Below are 15,206 nucleotides of genomic sequence, written 5' to 3' on the forward strand. Positions count from 1 at the left end.
CTATCTACGTGAACTATTAATGGATTATCCTTTGCCCTACCTTTAACTTTAAAAATGTTGTCAACTGCTTTTTCTTCAAACGCACTTGCACCTAGACCATAAACCGTTTCTGTAGGAAACGCAACAAGTCCACCACTTTTTATCACATTACATACTTCTATTAAATCTTTTTCATTAAAATCTAATGGATCAATCTTCAATATCTTTGTTTTCACTGTATCTCCTCCAAAGATAATCAAAAACCTTCAAATAGCTGTTTAAAAACTGATTTGAAATATATGCCATTTCAAAATTTTTTGTTAGACCATTTACGGTGATATTAACCGAACCTAAAAAAACTGAATTATCCACTATCACAAATTTATGATGCAACATTTTATCTCTTACAATAACAATATTTCTAATAGGATATTTCTTTAAAATTGAGTTATTAAACCATTTGTCAGTAATTATTTTTATTTCAACTCCACGTGATTCTTTGTATTTTAAAAGAGCAAAGACTTTCTGATTGGTAAGCGCGTACACACATACATAGATTCTTTTCTTAGCACTTTGAATGAACTCTAAAAGTTTTGATTCTACATCATCATAACCCACAACAAAAAAATTTTTACATCCAGATACTTTGCCTTCATTCCATAAATTTAAAAATAAATTCTTAAAATCTTCTACCTTATCTTTCTCAAATACAACTATATCGTTGTATCCTTCAAAAAGCCCGCTATCTGTAAAATTTGCTGAGCCAAAAATTACGCCATTGTCATTCACCATGAATTTTGCGTGATGAAGAGATTTTTCATAATCTTTTAAAACCTTACATTTTAAATCCTTGTTTGAAACTTCTAATATAACCCTAACATCCAATCCTTTTTCACTTAATCTATTTATTGCTTCAACTACATAATAATTATCCAAACTGTAGGAAGAAACATAAAGAAAATTGTTAGAATTATTTATAAAATCAATTACAATATCCGTTAAATCAACAAATTCTGTAAAATAAATATTAGCTGAAAATGCTACTAAAGAAAGGAAAATAATTAAAACGCTACTTATTTTCATCTTCTCCAACCTTTAATAATGCTAAAAATGCTTCTTGAGGTATCGAAACATTTCCAATCTCACGCAATTTTTTCTTTCCCTCTTTTTGTTTCTGTAGTAATTTCATTTTTCTTGTAACATCTCCACCGTAACATTTTGCAAGAACATCCTTTCTTAAAGCTTTAATTGTAGAACGTGCTATGATTCTACCTCCAGCTTTTGCCTGAATTGGAATTTCAAATTGATGCTGTGGAATTAGTTCTGCTAATTTATCAACTAACTTTCTTGCCATTGAATACGCTTTATCTTTGTGAGCGATTATAGAAAGGGCATCAACTGGTTCTTTATTTACTAATATACTAACCTTAACCAGATCACTTTTCCTATAACCTATAAACTCATAATCCATAGATGCATATCCTCTACTCAACGCTTTCATTTTATCAAAGAAATCAAATATTATTTCAGCAAGAGGCACTTCAAAATTCAAAACAACTCTTTCAAAACCAGCATTTTCAGTACTTATCATTGTTCCGCGCTTTTCATTTTGAACAAGATTCATCAATCTTCCAAGATATTCAGGCGGTGTTATAATCGAAAGTTTTACGTAAGGTTCATATACTTCTTGTATAGTTGATTCATCTGGGAATTTTGCAGGATCATTTACTATCAATTCTTCACCATTCTTCAATAAAACCTTATACTCAACATTTGGAGCTGTTAATATAACGGTCATTTCAAACTCTCTTTCAAGTCTTTCTTTAACAACATCCATATGCAACAAACCTAAAAAACCACACCTAAAACCAAATCCAAGAGCTGGTGAATGATCCGGGTAAAAGACAAGAGCCGAATCATTTAATTTTAATTTTTCTAGGGCCTTTCTAAGTTCTTCGTAATATTCTGGGACTCCAGGAAACATCCCAGCAAAAACCATAGGTTTAACCTCTTTATAACCTTCAAGTGGTTCTTCAACTGGATCGATTGCATTGGTAATTGTATCACCAATTCTTGCAAGCGAAACTTCTTTTATACCTGCAATTATATACCCTATATCCCCAGCTTTTAGTTCATCTACAGGGGTCATATCAGGAGTAAATACACCAGTCTCGATAACTTCATAACTTTGACCGTTTGAAAACGTCATTATTTTATCCCCAATTGAAACTTTACCATCAAATACTCTAATATAAACTATTACCCCTCTGTATTTATCGTATTTGGCATCAAATATTAATGCTTTCAATTTTCCGTCCTCATCACCACTTGGTGCGGGAACCTTTTCAATAATCTCTTCTAGTAGCTCTTCAACACCTATTCCTTCTTTTGCACTAATTTTCAAAATTTCAGAACTTGGTATACCTATTAAATCCTCAATTTCAAGTTCTGTTTCAGCAACATTGGCATTTGGAAGATCTATTTTGTTAATGGCTGGAATTATCTCCAAGTTATGCTCCAATGCTTTGTAGGTATTAGCAACAGTTTGGGCTTGAACACCTTGTGATGCATCAACTAGTAATATTGCACCTTCAACTGCTGCAAGACTCCTATCAACTTCATACGAAAAATCTACGTGGCCAGGGGTATCAACTATATTTATTTCATACTCTTTTCCATCTTTCTTGGATTTGTAAAAAACTCTTAAGGGGTGAGACTTTATAGTGATTCCCCTTTCTCTTTCAATATCCATACTATCTAAAAACTGCTCTCTCATTTTTCTTTTCTCAATTGCACCCGTTATTTCTAAAATTCTATCCGTTAATGTTGTTTTTCCATGATCTATATGTGCAATAATACTTATATTTCTTACATTCCTCAAGATTTTCCCTCCTTTAATTGAAACACCAGTTGCTTAAAATATTCTCCTCGCTCCTCAAAATTTTTAAATGCATCAAAACTTGCACCTCCTGGACTTAACATAATTACATCGCCAGGATTTGCTATTCTAAATAATTGATTTACAGCTTCATTTATACTTGAACATTCCATAAAATTAATCCCATCCAAATATGGCTTAACATCTTTTGCGATTGGACCAACCAAAGCCACAGTTTTTACAGAATTTTTCAGAACTTTTCGTAATAAAGTATAATCTTCGTTCTTCCCAATTCCAGCCATTATAAGATGCAGCTTTCCATCAAAATTTTCAACTGCCCTTATTACTGCAGCAGCATTAGTTGCCTTTGAGTCATTAAAAAATTTAACTCCATTTATTTCAGTAACATATTCCATTCTATGTGGTAACTTTTCAAAATCTTCCAAAAAATCTATATTAAATTCAAATCCTGCAACTTCAACAATAGTCTTTGCAGCCGCTACATTTTCAATAGTTTGTTTATACCTTAAATGCTCTGGAAGTTGATGTATTTCAAAATCATATTTAAATGGAACTTTCTTTGCTTTAACTTTACCAAGATTCTTAACTATATATTCATCATTTGGATTGTAAACAAAAAAATCATTCTCATCTTGGGAAAGTGTTATTTTAAATTTTGAATTTATATAGTGATTCATATCCGGGTGCCAATTCAAATGATTAGGATAAATGTTTAAAATCGAAGATATATTAGGTTTGAATTTATCGGACCAAAATAGTTGAAAACTACTCACTTCTAAGACCAAATAATCAGCTCTTAAATCATCATTCAACAACTTTGCTATAGGAATTCCTATATTTCCAGCAAGCAATGTTCTTTTATACTTGTTTAATACATGCTGAATCATAGATACAGTAGTACTCTTTCCCACTGAACCAGTTACTGCAATAACATAAGGAAACCAATATATTTTTTCAAATTCTTTTAAACAAAAAGAAATTTCCGTATCTATCTTTATATTATTTTCCTTTGCCTTTTTGATTATATCATTCTCAAAATGTATTCCAGGACTAACAAGGATAACATCCGAATCTAATACTTTTTCAGTATGACCATTTTCTTCAAAATCCACACCAAAAGAATTCAAAAACTCTTTATCAACTTCACTTAATTTTTTCCCTTCACTTACAAAAACTCTTTCTCCTTTTTTTAAAAGATATTTCAAAATTTCCTTATTACTAATTCCAAAACCAAGTAGTGTATATTTCAAAATCAATCACCTCTATCTTATTTTAGCATATTCAAAAAATTTTTCATTTCATTTATACATATTTCATGAAGTTTCTCTCTCTTTTCATTTTTCTTCATCTTAACGTTTATTAAACCAAAATTTGCATACATAGGTTTTAATTCATCAGCTTTTGTAATATAATTAATTAATGCACCCATCATGGTCTTAGGAGGTAATTTTACAGGTTCCTTCCCACTTAAAATTCTAGATATATTTAAACCAACATATATACCACAAGCTGCAGATTCTAAATATCCTTCAACACCTGTGATTTGACCTGCAAAGAATATATTTTTATATTTCTTATGTCTTAAAAATTCGTCTAAAACTCTTGGAGTATCAATATACGTATTTCTATGCATAACACCGTATCTTAAAATCTCTGCATTTTCAAGCCCAGGAATGAGCCTAATTATTCTTTTTTGTTCAGACCATTTCAAACGCGTTTGAAATCCAACAATATTATACATATTCCCTTCTTCATCTTCTTTCCTTAATTGTATAACTGCATAAGGAATTTCTCCCGTGTGTGGATTTACTAATCCAACCGGGCGTAGTGGTCCAAATAACAAAGATTTTTCGCCACTTTTTGCTATCTCTTCAATTGGTTGGCATCTTTCAAAAAGAAGCTTTCTATCAAAGTCTTTCATTTCAATCATTTCAGCATTAACTAATTCACGATAAAATCTTTCATATTCTTCTTTTGTCATAGGGCAATTAATATAATCTCCTGTTCCAACACCATATCTATCGCCTACAAAACATTTATTAAAGTCAATACTATCTCTTGAAATTATTGGTGCAACTGCATCAAAAAAGTTTAAAAATCCACCTGTTAACTTAGAAAGCCATTGCGCAAATTTTCCATCTGTAGTAGGCCCAGTTGCAACTACCCAAATTTCACCCGTATCTAGATCTATTTTTTCAACTTCTTTTCTTACTATCTCAATATTTTCAAAACTTTCTAAGACTTTTGTAATACATTGTGAAAATTTTTCTCTATCAACAGCTAATGCTTTTCCAGCAGGAACTCTTGTTTTGTATGCACAATTCAAAACTAGTGAATCAAGAAGTTTCATCTCTTCTTTCAATATCCCCTCAGCATTTTTTAAACTTTCGGACTTTAAAGAATTGCTACATACAAGTTCCCCAAAAGTCTCCATTTTATGTACTGGTGAGAACTTCACAGGTTTTTGCTCAAAAATTCTAACTTTAAATCCTTCCCTCAATAATTTATATGCAACTTCAACACCAGCAAGTCCAGCCCCAACAATATTAACTCTCAAACTTGTCACCCTCTTTTACAAGCCCTCCATTTTTCGCATCAAGAAAAGTTATAGGCTTTTTACCTGGAAACTGAATATATTTAATCCCTACAATTCCACCCTTTGCACTAATAAATCCACCTTCATTATTTATCTTTAGCACCTTTCCATATTCTTTTATATTTTCATCTGCTTCAACATAAAAGACTTGGAAAAGTTTTACTATCTTTCCCTTCAAAACCGACCTAACACCAGGAATAGGATCATATGCTCTGATTTTATTTTTTACAGTCATATAATCAGCAGAAAAATCTAATTCCAAATCTTCTTTTGAAATTTTTGGCGCATAAGTTGGCTCACCTTCTTGTGGATAAAGATTAGGAGGATAATTATTTAAAAACTCCAACAATGCCTCTTTTCCAAGACTTAAAAGTTTTTCATACAAGCTACCAAATGTTTCAAATTCACCAACACTTATTTCTTTCTTCAAAGCAATAGGTCCATCATCCATCCCTTCACCAATTTTAAAAATAGTAATTCCTGTTACACTTTCACCATTTTCTAACGCCCTTTGAATTGGTGCGGCACCTCGGTATTTTGGAAGAAGCGAAGCATGTATATTATAAAAAGGAATTGCATTTAAAAATGGAGGTTTTAAAAGTTTTCCATAAGCAACTACAATTCCTAAATCTGGCTTATATCTTTCAATAATCGAAAGTCCCTCACTTGTAAGTTTTGTTGGTTGAAAGACAGGAATATTATATTTTTGTGCAACCTCTTTTACTGGAGTAGGTTGAACCTTTTTACCCCTCCCCTTTGGTTTATCAGGTTGCGAAATAACTGCTACAACATCAAAATTATTTTTTATTAAAAACTCAAGATGTTCACTTGCAAAAGAAGGGGTTCCTAAAAATAGTATTCTCATAGCTTACCTCCTTCAATAAAAAAGGATGCTATTTGCATCCTTTATATTTTTCAAAAAGTTTTAAGAAATCATCGTTTGAAAGCTGTTGTGGACGCAATTTTAGATCAAATTCCGAAAAACAGTCCAAATTTTTGACAAAACCTTTCAAATTATTCAAAAGAGTTTTTCGCTTTTTTTCAAAACATTTTGATACAAAAGTCCAAAACTCTTCTATATTATATTTTTCATAAATATTTTCCTTACGGGTAAATTTTAATACTACACTATCAACTTGAGGTGGTGGAACAAAATTCCCTTTTGAAACATGTAATACTTTCTCAATATCTGTAAATGTTTGAACCACAACAGTTAAAAAACTTCTATCCTCACCGGGCTTTGCTAATAATCTATCTCCAACTTCTTTTTGAACCATTAAAACAGCTGTTGAAAACTTGGAAAAAAGTATTTTTTTTATTATCATTCCCGTTATTGAATATGGTATATTTGAAACAACCTTGAAATTTTCTCCCAGAAGCTTCATATCAAATTTTAAAAAATCTTGATAATAAATTTTAAAATTTTCAAACTCATTAAACCTGTCCAAAATGGGAGTTAATCTTTTGTCAATTTCAACCGCTACAACATTTGCTCCTTTTTTAATCAAAAATTCCGTAATCGTTCCAGCGCCGGGACCTATTTCAAGAACAGTCTCACCAGTTTGAACGTTTGCACTTTCTACTATTTTCTTTGCAATTTCCAAATTTGTAAGAAAATTCTGCCCCAGTGACTTTTTTAGATTTAATTTATATTGTCTTAAATAATCAGCAATTTTCACTCTTTCAACTCCACCTTTACAAATCCGGGATACTCAAGACTTATTATTTTCCCATTTTCATATTTTATTTTTATACTCTCGTCTTGAAATTTTATTTCAAAAATTTCTCCATTTTTCTTTAAACTTGCTTGTCCAGTTGCAAATTCTGTCTTTGAAGGATTAAAAATTAACTGTGGTACAACAAGCTTAAAATAAGGTATAGGATACTCTAATAGCCTTTCAATATGTGCCAAAATAAAATTGTTATCAAGTATAACAAACTTTCCACCTGAAAGTTTATAACTTGTCTTTGAACCATATCTGGTCTCATAAACAAAATTAATTTCATTTCCATTATTTTCGGCTTTTAAAACTCCAGTAAAACTTCCATCAACAGTAAAAGAAGCCACATAATTTTTAAACCATAAGCCGTCATATACAGTTGTAGCGTCAACTGTGTATACAACTCCATAATCTATCGTAGATATACTTCTATAGGTTTGTGGATCAACTTTAATCAGTACAGAAGTTCCAAACGACGTTTCACCAATTTTTATGTTATACACACTTGAAAAAGAAAGTATAAATATAGATAAAATCAAAAATACGCTTAATCTTCTCATACATTTCACGCTCCTAAATAGATATAATATTGCTCACACACATTGCAGTCATTGCTTTGAGATTAGTTTCCGGATATACATTATTTCCAGTCTTAAACTTTATACTTACAGGGCAATTAATAATCTTTTCTAGATTTTTTGAAATTTCAGCCCTATACTTTCCAAGTCTAAAATCGGTAATTAACACGCAGTCAACGCTTTCTGGAAAAAAACCATTTTCTTTCATACTCTTTAGAACATTTTCAAGAATAAAAACACTACTTATACCTTTTGGAACATCTTTTTCTGGAAAAAGTTCACCTATATCTTTTTTCAGTGAAACACCTACAAATGAATCTACAATACTATGAATCAAAACATCTGCATCCGAATGACCATCAAGCCCTATATCTGATTCTATCTCTACACCACCTAAAATTAATTTTCGATCTTTTTTTATAGGATGGGTATCCCATCCTATTCCACTTGCAATATTCAACTTTGATTTTTTATACATTCTAAATATCTTATTATCCAATCCTTTTTCCACAACAAATCCCATTCTTTTATACTTTTCAATCAATCCTTCCGTAACATCCGTCAAAATTCTTTTATAATCATGTGATATTACAAATCTATATAAAAGCTCATATTCCAAGTAAAAATCTTGTGCAGAAAGAGAAATAATATATACATCATCTACTGAAAAATTCAACAAAATTTGACCTATTATAGAAGCTAATTTAACACCTGTACCCAAAACTTTAAATCCTAAAATTTTAATCCACTTTTCATATCTGTGCCTAAAAGCACTTTTAGAAGCATAAAGGAGAACACCTAAAATTTTCCCTTCATCACTTTTAATTACAAGCGAATTTTCCATTAAGAAAGGAGGAATATTAAAAAGTATTGCCTTTTTAATTATTTCAAAGGCATCTTTTTTAAATAAATAATCAAAGTATTCTTTTTTTTCTTCATATATGAATTTAGCGCAATCTATGTAATTGTCTTCGTTAATTGTCGTAAATTTCATTTATACACTCTCCTATAGTATCTTTAGAAAGTAAAGTATTATAATCAAAAGTCCAGAGAATATCATAGTAGTTATAAATGCCCAGAAAAGCTCAGAACCGCCAGGAACATTTAAATTAGCAGGTTTTACTATTTTTACTTTATGTTCTGAAACCTTTTCTGTATTTTTTTGCTTCTCTATCAAAACATTTTCATCATATAACAATTTAAATGAAGGACTTACTACAAATTTTCCATAAATTTCATCGCCAAGGTCTATTTTACATAAATACAAATATCCTTTTTTTGTAGGAACCATTTCCTTAGCCAAAATTCTTGCAGGAAATGGTAAGACTTTATTGTCTTCGCCAAAATTTTTTGGATATTTTTGCCTTAATTTTTCCTCCAATTTATTTATATCCACAGGAACTACATATATAACATCTCCCACGTCAAATTTAGTAATTGATTCTCCACCTATTGGATCAATAACAGGGAAAAATTCTGGCAGCTTTTCAAGGTCGGATCTTTTATACAAGTCACTTACAATTACATCTTCAAAGTCTTCTTTCATATCTAGAACGTTATAAGCCGAATATTCCTCAAGCGTTAAACCATCTGCTACTACCTCCAAGTCAGGTTTTGGAGACCATTCTTCAATTAAACCGGATAATATAACTTTTAAAAGTTCCATGTCATTTTCCTTTACTGCAGCCGTAATTTCAACACCTACAGCAATTTTCCCTCTTTTATTAAAAATTGTATTCAAAAATGAATTAAAAGAAATTGTCAAATCCTCAACGACTGATTCTTTCATCAGTTCATTTTTTAACTTGTTATATTTCTCCTTAAAATCTAAAATATTATCATTTAAGTCTATCTCTTCTAGTTGCTCAGAAAATCTAAGTGGTACCATCAAAAAATCAAAATCCGGCGCATTATTAGCTTTCCCAAAAAGAAAGCCAACAAATTCTTCCGCAGTAGCTTTACTTCTTCCTTTTACCTTAACAAAATATAGGTCCATTCATTAAACCCCCTATATATATTCACCTGAATTTAAATTCTTATTCACAATCTTATCAATTCCAACTACACAGTTTTTACCAATTTCAACTTTACTTTCAATAATACTATCCATACCAATGACGGTTATTTCTGAATTGTAAACCTTTTTATTTAATTTACTTTCTGCAAATTCTCCAACTCCAATCTTTACAAAATCTCCAATAACTACATTTTCAGCAATTATAGCATTTTCAATATAACAATTTTCACCAATTCTTACATTACTCATTATAACTGAATTTTTAACAACTGAACCTTTCCCAATTTCCACACCTTGTGCAAGAACGGAATTTGAAACAGCACCGTAAATTTCACATCCCTCACTAATAAGTGAATTTTTAACTTTTGTACTATCTGCTATGTAAGCAGGTGGCATTTCTTTAGAGTGAGTATAAATACGCCAATTTTCATCATGAATATTGAAAGGTGGTATTGGCCTTGTAAGTTCTAAGTTAGATTCCCAGTATGAATAAATTGTTCCTACATCTTTCCAATAACCATCAAATGGAAATGCAAAAACTCTTTCTGTCTGAATAATCTTTGGAATAATATCTTTTCCAAAATCGTGAGAACTCTGCTCATTTTTCGCATCTTCAATTAATACTTCTCTTATAAAACTCCACTGGAAAACATAAATACCTAATGAAGCAAGTGTAGATTTAGGCTGTTTAGGCTTTTCTTGAAATTCTATTATTCTATTTTCAAGATCAGTAACCATTATACCAAACCTACTAGCTTCTGATAGTGGAACTTCCATACAAGCAACAGTTGCAAGTGCACTTTTAGCTTTATGATAATCAAGCAGTTCATTATAATCCATTGAATAGATATGATCCCCTGATAAAATAACAACATATTCCGGATTATAATCATCTACAAATTCTATATTTCTATAAACAGCATCTGCTGTACCATTATACCAAACACCTTTTTTTTCAGTATAATAGGGTTGCAAAATAGTTACTCCACCATCTTTTCTATCTAAGTCCCAAGGTTTACCTATTCCTATATGCTGATTCAAGAGATGTGGCTTATATTGTGTCAAAACTCCAATTTTATAAATTCCTGAATTAACACAATTACTTAATGTAAAATCAATAAGTCTATATTTACCTCCAAATTGAACAGCAGGTTTTGCTATCTTTTCAGTTAATACTCCAAGCCTTGTACCTTGACCACCGGCTAAAATAAGCGCAACAACGTTCTTCACGCTATCAACCCCTATATTATAGTCCTCTTCTCAAGTACTACTAATTCATCTTCACCAATTATAACTTGACCTTCTCTAACATGACAATCTTTATCCAGAATAGCATTCTTTACAACAGCACCCTCCTCAATTACTGTACCTTGCATAATTATCGAATTTTCTATTTTTGCACCAGCCTTTACAATAGTTCCTCTAAAAAGAACAGAATTTTTCACACTACCTGAAATGATACTTCCATCTGCAACTATAGAGTTTATAACTTCGGAATTAGATGTAAATTTTGCAGGTGGAAAATCTTTTAATTTAGTGTACACTTTACCATTTTGATAAAACAACTCTTCCCTTACATTTCTTTTATTAATAATATCCATATTTATTTTGAAATATTCATCGACACCTTTTTTAATATTTCTCCAATATCCCTTAAAATCATATGCATAAACATTAAGTTCATCAAGCCGAGGTAATATAACGTCTAGTAAAAGATCATTTCCTCCGTTAGGCACCGTAGAATATAGCAACTCCATTAAAAGGTGCTTATTGATAAAGTATATCCCCAAAAATGCCCTTCTAGTTGGAGGATTTTCTACTTTTTCATAAAATTGAGTAATTTTCATGTTTTCATCTACAACAACACTTCCATATTGGCTCATATCATACGTATCATCGAGCTCTTTTGTTACAAGAGTTATATCTGCACCCTTTGAAAAATGATACATATAAAGATCGCTATAATTCATTTTGTAAATATGATCTCCTGAGCCTATCAATACATAATCTTCTTCCCCACGTCTTAATATAGTCATATTTTGAAATATTGCATCTGCAGTACCTTTATACCAATATTCACCAGAAAAACCTATATAAGGTTGCAAAATAAATAAACCACCTTTTTTTCTATCTAAATCCCATTCTTTACCAGAACCAAGGTGATCCATTAAACTTCTAGGGTTATATTGCGTTAGAACTCCTACTTTTATAATTCCAGAATTAACCATGTTACTCAAAGTAAAATCTATTGCTCTATATTTTCCAGCTATAGGTAGGGCTGCACTTGCACGTTTGTAAACTAGCTTTCCCAGGTTCTCACTTTTTCCCCCTGCAAGAATTAAGCCTAATACTTTCAATATATCACCTACCTTTAACTATACTAATTCCCGAACTTGTTCCAATACTATTTGCACCTGCCCTTATCATATTTACTGCATCCTCATATGTTTTTACTCCGCCCGATGCCTTAACCCCCATACTATCTCCAACAACCCATCTCATTAAATTTACATCTTCAACCTTTGCTCCAGCTGTTCCAAAACCTGTAGATGTCTTAACAAATTCTGCGCTAGCCTCTTTAGAAATCACACATGCTGCAACCTTTTCTTCATCAGTCAAATAACATGTCTCTATAATAACCTTAACAGGAACATTAGCAGCTTCAACAACTGCTTTAATGTCGTTATAAATATACTCATAATTTTTCTGCTTTAGATAACCAATGTGAATTACCATATCAACTTCGTCAGCACCATCTGCAACTGCAACTTTTGTTTCTTCAACCTTTGCTCTTGTAGATGTTGCTCCCAACGGGAAACCTATAACTGTAACTACTTTAACATCTGTTCCTTCTAACTGCTTTTTAACAAGAGGCACAAATGAAGGATTTACACATACACCTCTAAAGTTATATTCCTTTGCTTGCTCACATAACTTCAAAATATCTTCCTCAGTTGCCGTGGCCTTTAAGTTTGTATGTTCAATGTATTTATTAACATCTTTAACTTCTATGTTTTTTAATTCAAATTTGTAACTTTCTTTAAACTCTCTAATTTTTTCCTCCACAATTTTTTTTATATCCATATTTTTCACACTCCTTTACCTATTTCTTTTTAAATATTCATTTATTTTTCTATTAATTTCTCTCTTTTTAATATCTTCCCTTTTATCATACTTTTTCTTTCCTTTAGCAACAGCGATCTCAACTTTTACTAATCCTCTTGAATTAAAATAAATCTTCGTAGGTATTATAGTAAGCCCTTGCTCCTTAACTTTACCAATAAGCCTATGAATCTCCTTTTTGTGAAGGAGTAATCTTCTAGGTCTTTCTGGATCATGGTTATTTAAATTGCCATTTCTATATTGTGGGATATTCAAATTTAAAAGAAAAACCTCTCCATTTTTAATTCGACAAAAGCTGTCTTTAAAATTTGCTCCTGACTCCCTTAAAGCTTTAACCTCTGTTCCTCTAAGTTCAATTCCAGCTTCATATGTTTCCAAAATATTGTAGTCTGAATATGCCTTTTTGTTTGTAGCTATTACCTTCATATGCTTCACCTACTTGTGTATTCCTGGAACTTTTAGATAATTACCTTCTCTTTCAGGAAAATTCTCCCTTATACCTTCTACATTTTCAAAATCAACAGCACCATTTTCCCTAAGAGATGCACTAGACTCTAAAGGAGTATACATTGGCTCAATACATTCTGTATCAACGTTATTTAACAATTCAAAATAATCAACTATTTTTTGCATTTCATTAATGAATTCTTGCTTATTTTCAATTTCCAGTCTTGCTAATTTTGCAATTTCTTCAATCAACTTTTCATCTATTTTCAAGTCAAACACCTCCATGTACTATTTTTTCTTAAAAAACCCCGGTAAATTCTTTATATCAAATTTTACTGCTTCTTTATTTTCTTTCAAAAGTTCCTCATATAATTCCTTTCTTAAAACCTTAACATCTTTTGGAGCTTCTATTCCTATCTTTATTTCTCCTCCATCTATCCTTAAGATTTTAATTTCTATATCATTACCAATTATTATGCTCTGACCTATTTTTCTTGATAAAACAAGCACTTAAATCACCTCATTCTTGAAAAGAAAACTCCGAAAGTTTGTGTTTTATTTTATACTTTTCCGTGTCTAAAATGATCTGTTTTCCTTTTCCTTTTTCCATATTAATAACTATTGGTGCTCTTAAATTTACTGTAGTTTCTTCTGGATGACCCGACGGTATAGTTAAAACAGCCCATACAGCAACCTTTTCTTTATCCTCTATTTCAAGCTCCTTTATATCTTCATTAGAAATTTCAATCTCATAATTTTTATCAACAATCCATGGATCAATTATTGGAAGTGAAATATTTTCATCCTCGAGAGATACAAGCCAAAGTATTGGCAAAGTATCCTTCAAAGAGATTACAGAAAATTTTCTCAAGTGCTCAAAACCAGGAATCCCTTTTTCAAAAGTTATTATTTCATTTTCATTTATCTCAATTTCACCTAACCTAGTATTATATTTCAACTTTTCACCTCATTTCATACCATTCAAAGATAGTAGAATAAAATTCTTCAGACCATTCATTATCTTCAAATATCTCGTGAAAGGCACCTTCAAATCTAACTAATTTTTTATTTTCCTTCATAAGCTGTAAATTATTGAAAAATAAATAGCTACCCTGTGGTGGTGTAACCTTGTCCGCAGTACCAACAAGCATCATAGTCGGTACAGAAATAATTCCAACTTTTTCATGGGCTAATTTCACATTTTTCAATAAACTTTTTGCAAGTTTTATACTTATCTTATCATGTACAAGATCATCAGTTATGTATTTCTCAACAGCTTCCTCATTTCTGGATAAATCTTTTGGATCTATTCCATTTCTTAACGTAAGCGCTGGATAAATTATGCTAAATAAATTTAAAAGTAAAAGTTGTGAAAACTTTGGTGAAAGAAATAATGCAGGAGAAGAAACTACTAAAGATCTGACTCTTTGTAAGTTTTCTTGGGTGTACCTGATTGAAATTAGACCGCCTAAACTGTGGCCAAAGATATGAAACTTTTCTATATTATTTTCTCTAGTCAGATCATTTATTACAGATATAACTTCTTCAATAGATGTATGACCACGCTTTCCTGGACTTCTCCCATGACCAGGAAGATCAAACCCAAGAACAGCATACCCCCTCTCAGCTAAGCCATCAATTAATTTTTCGTACCTTCCAATATGCTCTCCAAGTCCATGAACTACAACAACCCATCCCTTTTTAGGTTCACCTTTTTTAATTGAATATATCAACCTACTCCCCCCTTGTATAATTAGTTTAGAAAAAAGTATAAATTGGTCATTGAAAAGTAAATAGTGTTATGTAATTTTAAATAGTTAAAAATAGTTAATTTTCAACTATTTTG

Annotated in this window: 18 protein-coding genes; all 18 read right to left on the minus strand. The window is 31.1% G+C overall.

What is annotated here, in order from left to right:
* Positions 1–215, minus strand: a 215-nt coding sequence (locus JG780_RS07485) for an L-threonylcarbamoyladenylate synthase (RefSeq protein ID WP_287569878.1), incomplete at its 3' end; no start/stop codon positions are given.
* Positions 190–1,062 carry a phospholipase D-like domain-containing protein gene (locus JG780_RS07490; protein ID WP_012579597.1) on the minus strand — a complete coding sequence of 291 codons (873 nt, stop codon included), beginning with the start codon at positions 1,060–1,062 and terminating at the stop codon, positions 190–192. The genes JG780_RS07485 and JG780_RS07490, both read right to left, overlap by 26 nt.
* Positions 1,049–2,860, minus strand: coding sequence for a translation elongation factor 4 (lepA, locus tag JG780_RS07495; RefSeq protein WP_004104247.1), 1,812 nt, complete (start codon positions 2,858–2,860; stop codon positions 1,049–1,051). Before lepA ends, JG780_RS07490 begins: the two co-directional genes overlap by 14 nt.
* The gene (gene murD / locus JG780_RS07500) at positions 2,857–4,128 is read right to left on the minus strand and encodes a UDP-N-acetylmuramoyl-L-alanine--D-glutamate ligase (protein ID WP_287569881.1); all 1,272 of its coding nucleotides are present in this window, start codon (positions 4,126–4,128) and stop codon (positions 2,857–2,859) included. The genes lepA and murD overlap by 4 nt, the downstream gene beginning before the upstream one ends.
* 17 nt (positions 4,129–4,145) lie before the next feature.
* A complete protein-coding gene (gene trmFO / locus JG780_RS07505) occupies positions 4,146–5,435 on the minus strand; it encodes a methylenetetrahydrofolate--tRNA-(uracil(54)-C(5))-methyltransferase (FADH(2)-oxidizing) TrmFO (protein ID WP_287569883.1) in 1,290 nt (429 codons plus the stop codon).
* Positions 5,425–6,339, minus strand: coding sequence for a methionyl-tRNA formyltransferase (fmt, locus tag JG780_RS07510; protein WP_114702218.1), 915 nt, complete (start codon positions 6,337–6,339; stop codon positions 5,425–5,427). The genes trmFO and fmt overlap by 11 nt, the downstream gene beginning before the upstream one ends.
* Before the next feature lie 28 nt (positions 6,340–6,367).
* Positions 6,368–7,153, minus strand: a complete 786-nt coding sequence (gene rsmA / locus JG780_RS07515) for a 16S rRNA (adenine(1518)-N(6)/adenine(1519)-N(6))-dimethyltransferase RsmA (RefSeq protein ID WP_012579600.1) — start codon at positions 7,151–7,153, stop codon at positions 6,368–6,370.
* The gene (locus JG780_RS07520) at positions 7,150–7,755 is read right to left on the minus strand and encodes a hypothetical protein (RefSeq protein ID WP_287569886.1); all 606 of its coding nucleotides are present in this window, start codon (positions 7,753–7,755) and stop codon (positions 7,150–7,152) included. The genes rsmA and JG780_RS07520 overlap by 4 nt, the downstream gene beginning before the upstream one ends.
* Before the next feature lie 13 nt (positions 7,756–7,768).
* A complete protein-coding gene (locus JG780_RS07525) occupies positions 7,769–8,767 on the minus strand; it encodes a 2-C-methyl-D-erythritol 2,4-cyclodiphosphate synthase (protein ID WP_287569887.1) in 999 nt (332 codons plus the stop codon).
* Between the two features lie 12 nt (positions 8,768–8,779).
* Entirely contained in the window at positions 8,780–9,769 is a 990-nt protein-coding gene (locus JG780_RS07530) for a DUF4899 domain-containing protein (protein ID WP_004104255.1), read from the minus strand.
* 12 nt (positions 9,770–9,781) lie between these two features.
* Positions 9,782–11,020 carry a glucose-1-phosphate adenylyltransferase gene (locus JG780_RS07535; RefSeq protein ID WP_004104256.1) on the minus strand — a complete coding sequence of 413 codons (1,239 nt, stop codon included), beginning with the start codon at positions 11,018–11,020 and terminating at the stop codon, positions 9,782–9,784.
* 11 nt (positions 11,021–11,031) lie between these two features.
* Positions 11,032–12,147, minus strand: a complete 1,116-nt coding sequence (gene glgD / locus JG780_RS07540) for a glucose-1-phosphate adenylyltransferase subunit GlgD (protein ID WP_004104258.1) — start codon at positions 12,145–12,147, stop codon at positions 11,032–11,034.
* Positions 12,148–12,151: 4 nt separating this feature from the next.
* Entirely contained in the window at positions 12,152–12,874 is a 723-nt protein-coding gene (gene deoC, locus JG780_RS07545; protein ID WP_287569891.1) for a deoxyribose-phosphate aldolase, read from the minus strand.
* Between the two features lie 15 nt (positions 12,875–12,889).
* Positions 12,890–13,339: an SsrA-binding protein SmpB gene (gene smpB / locus JG780_RS07550; RefSeq protein WP_004104260.1), complete on the minus strand. Its 450-nt coding sequence runs from the start codon at positions 13,337–13,339 to the stop codon at positions 12,890–12,892.
* A gap of 9 nt (positions 13,340–13,348) precedes the next feature.
* Entirely contained in the window at positions 13,349–13,630 is a 282-nt protein-coding gene (gatC, locus tag JG780_RS07555) for an Asp-tRNA(Asn)/Glu-tRNA(Gln) amidotransferase subunit GatC (RefSeq protein ID WP_012579607.1), read from the minus strand.
* An 18-nt stretch (positions 13,631–13,648) separates the two neighbouring features.
* Positions 13,649–13,870 carry a carbon storage regulator CsrA gene (csrA, locus tag JG780_RS07560; RefSeq protein ID WP_114702212.1) on the minus strand — a complete coding sequence of 74 codons (222 nt, stop codon included), beginning with the start codon at positions 13,868–13,870 and terminating at the stop codon, positions 13,649–13,651.
* 10 nt (positions 13,871–13,880) lie between these two features.
* Positions 13,881–14,318: a flagellar assembly protein FliW gene (gene fliW / locus JG780_RS07565; RefSeq protein ID WP_287569894.1), complete on the minus strand. Its 438-nt coding sequence runs from the start codon at positions 14,316–14,318 to the stop codon at positions 13,881–13,883.
* A gap of 4 nt (positions 14,319–14,322) precedes the next feature.
* On the minus strand, positions 14,323–15,093 hold the full coding sequence (locus tag JG780_RS07570) for an alpha/beta hydrolase (RefSeq protein WP_287569896.1): 771 nt from the start codon (positions 15,091–15,093) through the stop codon (positions 14,323–14,325).
* Positions 15,094–15,206: the final 113 nt, after the last annotated feature.

It is taken from the genome of Thermosipho sp. (in: thermotogales) (assembly GCF_020054775.1).
GTDB lineage: Bacteria > Thermotogota > Thermotogae > Thermotogales > Fervidobacteriaceae > Thermosipho > Thermosipho africanus.

Bases quoted from the DNA above. Each gene is read 5' to 3' on its own strand.
- JG780_RS07490 (WP_012579597.1), bottom strand. From the start codon at position 1,062: ATGAAAATAAGTAGCGTTTTAATTATTTTCCTTTCTTTAGTAGCATTT.
- fmt (WP_114702218.1), bottom strand. From the start codon at position 6,339: ATGAGAATACTATTTTTAGGAACCCCTTCTTTTGCAAGTGAACATCTT.
- JG780_RS07520 (WP_287569886.1), bottom strand. From the start codon at position 7,755: ATGAGAAGATTAAGCGTATTTTTGATTTTATCTATATTTATACTTTCT.
- JG780_RS07525 (WP_287569887.1), bottom strand. From the start codon at position 8,767: ATGAAATTTACGACAATTAACGAAGACAATTACATAGATTGCGCTAAA.
- JG780_RS07530 (WP_004104255.1), bottom strand. From the start codon at position 9,769: ATGGACCTATATTTTGTTAAGGTAAAAGGAAGAAGTAAAGCTACTGCG.
- deoC (WP_287569891.1), bottom strand. From the start codon at position 12,874: ATGGATATAAAAAAAATTGTGGAGGAAAAAATTAGAGAGTTTAAAGAA.
- smpB (WP_004104260.1), bottom strand. From the start codon at position 13,339: ATGAAGGTAATAGCTACAAACAAAAAGGCATATTCAGACTACAATATT.